The organism is Xenococcus sp. PCC 7305 (genome assembly GCF_000332055.1).
GTDB lineage: Bacteria > Cyanobacteriota > Cyanobacteriia > Cyanobacteriales > Xenococcaceae > Xenococcus.
The window spans coordinates 1-8,657 of sequence record NZ_ALVZ01000046.1 but is presented as its reverse complement, the minus strand read 5'-3'; the positions used below and the strand labels follow the sequence as shown (position 1 = coordinate 8,657).

The 8,657-nt window shown below is 40.6% G+C and carries 7 protein-coding genes; 2 read left to right on the top strand and 5 right to left on the bottom strand.

Translation table 11 applies throughout. From position 1 onward, the window contains the following. Window positions 1–370 precede the first annotated feature (370 nt). Both XEN7305_RS00890 and mnmE read left to right on the top strand, forming a co-directional pair. Window positions 371–1,000, top strand: a complete 630-nt coding sequence (locus tag XEN7305_RS00890; RefSeq protein ID WP_006507423.1) for a hypothetical protein — start codon at window positions 371–373, stop codon at window positions 998–1,000. Window positions 1,001–1,044: 44 nt separating this feature from the next. Next, window positions 1,045–2,421, top strand: a complete 1,377-nt coding sequence (mnmE, locus tag XEN7305_RS00885; RefSeq protein ID WP_006507422.1) for a tRNA uridine-5-carboxymethylaminomethyl(34) synthesis GTPase MnmE — start codon at window positions 1,045–1,047, stop codon at window positions 2,419–2,421. A gap of 34 nt (window positions 2,422–2,455) precedes the next feature. Here mnmE and XEN7305_RS00880 read toward each other — a convergent pair whose 3' ends face one another. The 5 genes from XEN7305_RS00880 to XEN7305_RS00860 all read right to left on the bottom strand — a co-directional run bounded on the left by XEN7305_RS00880 (window position 2,456) and on the right by XEN7305_RS00860 (window position 8,462). Further along, entirely contained in the window at window positions 2,456–2,995 is a 540-nt protein-coding gene (locus tag XEN7305_RS00880) for a hypothetical protein (protein WP_006507421.1), read from the bottom strand. Between the two features lie 108 nt (window positions 2,996–3,103). Then, on the bottom strand, window positions 3,104–4,393 hold the full coding sequence (locus tag XEN7305_RS00875; protein WP_006507420.1) for a tetratricopeptide repeat protein: 1,290 nt from the start codon (window positions 4,391–4,393) through the stop codon (window positions 3,104–3,106). A 29-nt stretch (window positions 4,394–4,422) separates the two neighbouring features. Beyond that, window positions 4,423–5,337 carry a DnaJ C-terminal domain-containing protein gene (locus XEN7305_RS00870; RefSeq protein ID WP_006507419.1) on the bottom strand — a complete coding sequence of 305 codons (915 nt, stop codon included), beginning with the start codon at window positions 5,335–5,337 and terminating at the stop codon, window positions 4,423–4,425. A gap of 116 nt (window positions 5,338–5,453) precedes the next feature. Then, on the bottom strand, window positions 5,454–7,802 hold the full coding sequence (gene dnaK / locus XEN7305_RS00865; RefSeq protein ID WP_006507418.1) for a molecular chaperone DnaK: 2,349 nt from the start codon (window positions 7,800–7,802) through the stop codon (window positions 5,454–5,456). 399 nt (window positions 7,803–8,201) lie between these two features. Beyond that, window positions 8,202–8,462, bottom strand: coding sequence for a DUF6737 family protein (locus XEN7305_RS00860; protein ID WP_006507417.1), 261 nt, complete (start codon window positions 8,460–8,462; stop codon window positions 8,202–8,204). Between the last annotated feature and the right edge of the window lie 195 nt (window positions 8,463–8,657).

Genomic DNA, 8,657 nt, shown 5'->3' with positions numbered 1-8,657 from the left:
AACCTTCTGCCGTCTGCCCTCTGCCGTCTGCCTTCAAAGTTTAAGTTATGGGGAATTAGGGAAATGGGGAATTAGGGAGAATATTCACCTGTAATAATTAACTTGGTAAACTACTAGTGAACGCGGGCGTAAATAAGCTATCTATCAACGAAGAGCAAAAAGCCGATGTATCAAGACTTATTACTCATTACTTATTACTTATTACTTCCGCGAAGCGGCACTAGAACTACTGCGGGAATGAACTCAAACTTGATGTACTTCATCATCAACAATCAAGTTGGGTTTAGTTAAAGAGAAAAGGCTTTTTCTTGACCTTTAACCTTTTTCCCATAGTTCTTTTATTTGCTTACAAAAAATAACAGAACCAGCAATGACAGCTATGACAAATGAGCGAGAATATAGTAATTGGATTATTGGTAATGATGGTTCCCGTCGAACTTATGAAACGGTAGACCCAGAACTATCAGAGCGACCCTATCGACTGTATCGTTTTTTGACTGATCTAGAAGATGTTTTACTCCAGGTTCCCGATGATCACGATCGCTTGAAGGCTATTTTTCCTCTAGTCAGAAAGTTGCTCATGAGTTCCTATTGGCTACAAATGGAATATCATACTCCCAATCCTAAAGTTGGTTGGTCGGTTAAAACTCTTTATAAAGAACTGGATTATCCGATTACAATTCAAACGGTGGCTTGGTTACCAGGGAATATCTCCCCAATCCACAATCATGCTACTTGGGGAATTGTGGCCCTCATGGATGGGCAGGAAAAAAATAGATTCTGGAAACGCGCTCCTAATGAGGAACATCCCCATAAAATAGAATTAGTAGACGAATACAACTTGATTCCTGGAGATATCATTGGTTTTCTACCTGATGCGATTCACAGTGTTGAACCATTAGGAACAGAACCCACCATTACCTTTAATCTTTATGGTGAAACAAATTTCCCTCAGCGATACGAATTTGATTCGGTTAGACATACTGTTAAAAACTTTTAATAGCTGAAAGGTCTAAATCTTCTACAATTAGGTTTTATTGTTTAATGCCGACAACTCAAGGAGAAACCATCGTTGCGATCGCAACTGCTATTGTGGCCCAACAAGGCAGTATTGGAGTAGTTCGCTTGTCAGGAGAGAAAGCGATCGCGATCGCCAAGCAATTATTCACTGCCCCGGGAAAGCAAATCTGGGAAACTCATCGGATATTATACGGTTATATTTGTGACCCTCAGACCAAGGAAATTGTGGACGAAGCTTTATTATTGTTAATGTTAGCGCCTCGTTCCTACACCAAAGAAGATATTGTCGAGTTTCACTGTCACGGGGGAATTATCCCTGTGCAAAGAGTCTTACAATTATGTATCCAACAAGGAGCAAGGCTCTCCCAACCAGGGGAATTTACCCTCAGAGCCTTCCTCAACGGCAGAATTGATCTTACTCAAGCAGAAAGCGTTGCCGAATTGGTGTCTGCCCAATCTAATGCCGCATCTCAAGTCGCTTTGGCTGGATTACAAGGAAAACTGGCTCAACCAATTCGAGAATTGCGCCATCACTGTTTAGATATTTTGGCGGAAGTCGAGGCTAGGATTGACTTTGAAGATGATTTACCACCTCTAGATATTGATCTCGTACGTCAGCAACTCCAAGAAGTATTAGAGCAAGTAACTCAAATTATTGACACAGCAGAGCGAGGCGAATTACTCAGAACTGGCTTGAAAGTCGCAATTGTTGGTCGCCCCAATGTGGGTAAATCAAGCTTACTTAATGCCTGGAGCAAAAGCGATCGCGCGATCGTTACGGATTTACCAGGAACAACTCGTGATGTAATTGAATCGACCTTAGTCGTCGCAGGTATTCCAATTCAAGTATTAGATACAGCAGGAATTCGGGAAACCGCAGATCAAATAGAGAAAATTGGCGTGGAGCGATCGCGCAAGGCCGCCGAATCAGCCGATTTAGTCTTATTTACCATTGATGCCCAAATGGGCTGGACAGCAGAAGATACAATTATTTATTCTCAAGTCAAGCATCGCCCCTTGATTCTTATCATCAATAAAACCGATCTTACTGTAGAGAATACGATCAATTATCCTCCAGAAATATCCCAAAAAGTCATGACCGCAGCAGTTATTAATCAGGGAATAGATCATCTTGAGACTGCTATTTTAGACTTTGTTAAAACAGGAAAAGTTGCCGCTGCTAATTCAGATTTTGCTATTAATCAACGCCAAGCAGCTACTCTCACCAAAGCAAAGGTTTCCCTAGCCCAAGTCCAAGAAACAATCAGTCATAACTTACCTCTAGATTTTTGGACAATTGACCTTAGAGGAGCAGTTCAAGCTTTAGGAGAAGTGACCGGGGAAGAAGTCACAGAATCAGTTTTGGATCGCATCTTCAGCCGTTTTTGTATTGGCAAATAATATTTAATACTTAATACTAGATATAAAATGTTTCTCAAGCCCCAGATGTAATTTTTTGTTCACTTAATCTGACCCAATAAGTTATATCTTCTTGGGATATTGTTTCGTCATTATTATAATAATCGCTAGGGTCGACTATTTCGGTTGTCCGATCAAAAGTTCTGGTGATATAAGAAGAAGATATGGCTTGCTCAGGAAATAAATTAGTTAAGAAAAAATCAATAGTATTTTTTTTCACAAAGCCCTTGAGAACTGCAGTTGCCCCAAAACGTAAACAAGTTTGATTTTGCTCGGCGAGAATCATCTCTATTTGTTTTTCAGTTAACAGCGATGCTCTCTTAAGATAAAAACCCAAAGGCTGGCCATCTTTTTGCCTAAGTAGACGAACCCATTCTTGCGCAAAAAAATCTACTGTTGACTGCTCAATCCATCCTCGCAAAGCTAGAATTTCTCCGATTCGCATATCTTGATAATAGGTTTGGTCGTGTAGCGCAACTTCTATTTGAGAAGGACTTACTAAACCGGCATTTTGTAGAATTTCCCCAATGGGCTTGACTAGACGATCGTTGGACATTTTTACTATGAGCTATTTTCTAAAGGCAAACTGTAGTATTTATAATTTCAAGCTTACCCCAAGAGATATAGCTATTGGGTAAAGTTTCCATCAAGAAATAAACCTTTATCAGTAATTTCTCGCCCAAAACTCATCCGTAATTTTGACTAATTCGTTTAAATTTTGCCTAGTCCTTTGAAATAGAGAACTCAGAAATGCAGCTTCTTCAATTACAACTGGAGAGTTACTCAATTCTATCGGGGAGTTTCCCCAACAGATGGACAATTGATGTTCATTTTTGCCTAGTCCATTATTATCTAAAAAATCATCTGGAAGTTGACTCCAATAACCATAATGTCCATCTCCTTGCTTCCATTGATGGATGTCTTCACGATAAACATTTGCTTGTAATTTGAAAAGAAAAACATGATTTTCATAGACATATAGACTGATTTTTCTATCTAGATTCTCGTTGTCTAATGCCCATCCTTTGAGAATAATTTCATCGGTAAAAGGCTCACAAAAACCCTGAAAACTTGTTTTGTATGTGTCATTATATTCAAATCTTATGGCACTCTTTTCTAGGACATAATCCGATTCGGCTACGGTAATTTTCAGGTTAAAAGGAGCAGCCTGGCAAACATCTAGAGGCAGACGAACCGCAAACCCATAATTTCCCGTACCAATTCCTGCTTTTTTGAGATCTTCTCGAAAACGATCTGCCGCAAAGCGCAAAACTTCTTGATTGTTTTGATAAATAACTAGGATTTGTTTTTCATCAGGTTTTCGAACATTCCAGGAATAACCTTTAAGCAGGCAACCATCAATCTCTTCTAAGACCCCTTGAAAATCACACTCTAGATTTTTAGTAGAAGTCACTTCCTGATTTTTTTGCGATATTTCTCTCGGCTTGTTGCTTCGCTCCTGCTCTGGCTTTTCTATGGGTTCTTCAATATTTTCTCGGGTAATATTATTTAAATCTTGACGATGGGATGCAATTTCTAAGGCTTTTTGGTAAAAAATATTAGCTTTCTCAAGCTCTCCTTGACTATTTAAAACCGAAGCCATTTGATTGTAAAAAGCTGGAATGCTCGGGTCGATCTGAATTGATTTTTCGCAACATTCAAGCGCTTCATTATATTCTTTTTGCCACAAATAAGCCAAAGATAAACAATGATAAGACCAATGAGATTGCGGATGAATTGCAATCGCTTGTTTGTAGGCATCGACAGCTGCTGCTAATTTATTTGTTGCGGCGAAAGTTTCCCCCAAAAAATGATACAACTCATGGGAATTTTGATAAAATTCTAGAGCTTCTTGATAAACGGATATGGCCTCATCGAGCAGACCTTGATCTTTGAAAGCTTTACCCTGTTGGAGAAAATCTTCTGTAGTTTTTGATGTATTGAGTTGAGTCATTTTTGGAGTTATTTTTTTTTATAATTTTTTCAATACAAGCTTTTAGTAATGTTTTGACGAGGTTTAAAAGTCTCTATTTTTTTCAATTTAAGATAGAGTTCTTTTTCTTTTTCGGTAATCTCCCTGGGAGTTATTACTTGAATTTCGACTAATTGATCTCCGCGATCGCCAGTTTTACCAATGTAACCTTTATTGGCCAGACGTAATCTCTGACCAGAACGAACCCCCGGAGGCAAAGTCATTTTCACCAGACCATCAATAGTTGGAACTTCTAACGCCCCACCTAAAACAGCTTCGACAGGAGTAATGGGAACTTGGCAATAAATATCACTGTCTTGGACATCAAAAAAAGGATGACGTGCCACGGTTATCTTAAGATATAAATCTCCGCCGTTCATCCCCTGTCCTTTGAGCCGAATTTTTTGGCCATCGAACATACCTGGTGGCATATCGACTTCTAGGGATCTGCCATCTTCTAGGCGAATGCGCTCTCGACCTCCGCGATAAGCTTTGCTTAAAGGAAGCGTTAATTTCGCCTCTATATCTCGCCCCGAAGGACGAGTTGCGGCTCTTGCTCTTCTGGTGGTTCCGGGGCGATAATCCTTAACATCTACTCTTTGACTAGTTCTTTCAGCAGTTGCCGTTCTCCTTCTGGAGTCGTTATTAGAAGAGAAGGGATCGAAAGGACTGTAGCGAGAGTTTTTGTCACCACCTTTTTTGCTCCAAGCTTGGCTAAATTGATCATACTGCGATCGCTTTACCGCATCAGAAAGCACTTCATAAGCTTCATTGATATCCTTAAACTTCTCTTCCGCAACTTTATTTCCCGGATTGCGATCTGGATGATACTTTCTGGCTAATGAGCGATAAGCTCTTTTCACTTCATCGCTGGAAGCCTTGTTCGTTACACCCAAAATTTCATAATAGTTTCGCAAATTCTGCATCTTTTATAGTTGTCAGTTATCAATTATCAGTTATTAGTTGGCAACTAGTCAGTTGTGTAATGACCTCCCATGTCACGTCCTTGGAAGAGAATAAGTTAAGGATGTGAGTGGCAATTCTAGAACCATTCATCATCTTCATCATCCCAATCATTTTGATAGGGAATACTGCGAGAGCGATCGCCGCTGCTGTAGTAACGACGATTGACATCATTTTGAGAACTGCCATAGCGATCGCGAGGAGCCGTTTTGCGATCCTCCATGCCCCCATTGGAAGCAGGGTTATTGTAGCCCGAACCATCTCTATTATTCTGATTACCTAGATTGCGACGCGAATCCCCATAGCGATCATAGCTGTCTTGGCCATTATTTTGATAACCCCCTGTCCCATAGACATTACGACGCGAATCGTCATATTTATCGGAGTAATCATCTTGATAAGTTCCCCCATAACTCCGAGGAGCATTACCCGAATAATTATCTTGATAACCATAATTCCGACTGCGGTTATCCTGGTATCCAGCGGCAAAATTATTGTCCCGATAATCTCCTCTCCGAGGATCATAACTATAATCTTCGTCTAGTCGGTCTTGATCATCTCCGAGGAAGGTTTTGCGAATTGCCCCAAAGAAATCCTCATCTTCTTCGTCATCATACTGCAATCTAACTTCTCTATTAAGTTCATAAAGAGTGTCCTGTAAATCTGCTTGCGAACGATCTAAACTCCGTTCATCATCTTTTTGCAAGCTTTCTAGAACCTCCTCGCATAAACTATCAATACGACGACGATAATAACTAGCAAATTGACTACCAAAGTCTAGGGTAACTTCCTTTAATCTGCGCTGTGCCTGGTCTGTTAAAGCCTTAGCCCGATTGCGTTTTTCTACCCTTTCTCTCCGTTCTCGATCTTGATCCGCAAACTGTTCGGCGTCCTTAACCATGCGATTCACTTCAGCATCGCTCAGGGTCGAGGCTCCTTGAACTGTAATACCCTGTTCTCTTCCCGTAGTCTTATCGCGCGCGGTTACCTGCAAAATACCATTGGCATCGATATCAAAAGATACTTGAACTTGAGGAATTCCCCTGGGAGCTGGCGGGATACCTGTTAGTTTAAACCTTCCCAATGATTTATTTCCCGTAGCCATTTCCCGTTCCCCTTGGAGGGCATGAATTTCGACTACAGTTTGATTATTTTCTCCTGTAGAAAAAGTGTCAGAGCGTCGCACGGGAATCGTCGTATTGCGGGGAATTAATTTTTTCATGACTCCCCCAATAGTCTCTAAACCTAAAGATAGAGGCGTCACATCTAGCAACAAAATATCTTTGACTTCATTAGTCAAAATACCTGCTTGAATAGCCGCTCCAATGGCAACCACTTCATCAGGATTGACATTCTGATTCGGTTCAATGTCGATATAGCTCCGCACCAGATCTTGGATCATAGGAATTCTCGTAGATCCTCCCACGAGGACTACTTCGTCGATGTCCATTGGAGTCACCCCCGCATCGGAAATAGCCCGTTTTAAAGGTCGACGCAGACGGGAGACTAAATCCCCACAAAGCTCTTCAAACTCAGCGCGAGTCAATCTAGTTTCAATATGTTTGGGTCCATCTTCTGTTGCGGTAATAAATGGCAAATTAATATCGGTGACACTTACTCCCGACAACTCAATTTTGGCCTTTTCTGCCGCTTCTGTAAGTCTTTGAAGAGATTGTCGATCTTTTCTGAGATCAACTTTTTCCTTTTCCAAAAATTCTTGGGCCAACCAATCCACAACCCGTCGGTCAAAATCATTCCCACCCAACTGAGTATCCCCGCTGGTGGCACGAACCTCAAATACACCGTCCCCTATATCAAGAATCGAAACATCAAAAGTTCCACCACCAACATCAAAGACCATAATTGTTTGGGGTCTTCTTTTATCTAAACCATAGGCCAAGGCGGCTGCGGTGGGTTCATTAATAATCCTTAAAACATCTAAACCGGCAATTTTTCCGGCATCTCTAGTGGCCTGCCGTTGAGAATCATTAAAATAAGCTGGTACGGTAATTACGGTACTAGTAACTTTTTCTCCTAAATAACGTTCTGCTTCTTCGATTAATTTCCGCAGAATCATTGCCGAAACTTCTTCCGGGGCGAATTCTTTTTTCAGTCTAGGACAACGAATTTTGATATTGCCTATTTCATCACGACGAATAGTATAGGGAACTTTTTTCGATTCTGGCTGCAACTCGCTATATTTGCGCCCCATGTATCTTTTAATACCATAGTAGGTATTTTGGGGGTTGAGTACAGTTTGTCTTCTTGCTAGTTGACCTACTACTAGTTCTTCATCTTTACTAAAACCCACTACAGAGGGCGTGGTTCTCATTCCTTCCGCATTGGCAATAACGACAGGTTTGCCACCTTCCATGACGGCGACTACAGAATTGGTTGTTCCTAAGTCGATGCCAACTACTTTTCCCATGCGTTTAACAGTCTCCTGATATTGTCCCCGCTAGTTTTTCTTTTTATGATATGACTTCTCTCATTGTATCTCAGGGTAACTCATCATCAATGAATAGGGAAGCCCGAGCCATCTACGGTTTTCTCTCTAATTTATTTACGTGAGTAGCAACAAGCAATACAATTATTATAGATAGAGAAACTACTTATCTACATAGTAGCTTTAGGAGATAGAGAATTTGATAATGTTGTCTTCTGATTGGCTTGATAGAAAAGGATTTCAGTATGTGCTGCGAAGCAAAGATAATGAATATATCCAGCAAGAACAACAGGAATATCAACCGCGGGCGTCAATACAACACCCATGCAAAAAGCTTGAAACCACTGTGAGAAGAAAACTTTTGACTTCCGCGCAGCGGTACTAGCGTATCTCACTAATTTGAGAACTACTATAAGCTTCCTTCGCTAATTGTGGATACTTTACTAGAAAATAAAACCACCATAATAAAATAGGAATAGCAACTAAGATAGTTAGCCAAAGAATTTTGAGCACCAACCAACTAGCAGCAATAATTACAACCCCTGTCAAAATAATCGACCAAGGCTGACACCACCAGGGTTTAAAGTTCCAGAGATTAAATTCATTAGATTCTAAATTGCTATCGGGTTTTTGACTTGCCATAAATGTTGTTTGTTATAGAATTCGTGATGAGCAAACTTTACCTAAAATTAAGGCAGATTGTACCCAATCTAAGGACAAAGATTATTAATTTTTAATTTTTAAACTCGCGCGTTCCCTTGCGCCACCTACCCCTAACCCCTTCCTACAGGAAGGGGAACAATATAGTCTCTCCTTTCAGGAGAGATTTAGAGAGGT

Coding starts and splice junctions, on each gene's coding strand:
- XEN7305_RS00890 (WP_006507423.1), top strand. CDS start 371: ATGACAGCTATGACAAATGAGCGAGAATATAGTAATTGGATTATTGGT.
- mnmE (WP_006507422.1), top strand. CDS start 1,045: ATGCCGACAACTCAAGGAGAAACCATCGTTGCGATCGCAACTGCTATT.
- XEN7305_RS00880 (WP_006507421.1), bottom strand. CDS start 2,995: ATGTCCAACGATCGTCTAGTCAAGCCCATTGGGGAAATTCTACAAAAT.
- XEN7305_RS00875 (WP_006507420.1), bottom strand. CDS start 4,393: ATGACTCAACTCAATACATCAAAAACTACAGAAGATTTTCTCCAACAG.
- XEN7305_RS00870 (WP_006507419.1), bottom strand. CDS start 5,337: ATGCAGAATTTGCGAAACTATTATGAAATTTTGGGTGTAACGAACAAG.
- dnaK (WP_006507418.1), bottom strand. CDS start 7,802: ATGGGAAAAGTAGTTGGCATCGACTTAGGAACAACCAATTCTGTAGTC.
- XEN7305_RS00860 (WP_006507417.1), bottom strand. CDS start 8,462: ATGGCAAGTCAAAAACCCGATAGCAATTTAGAATCTAATGAATTTAAT.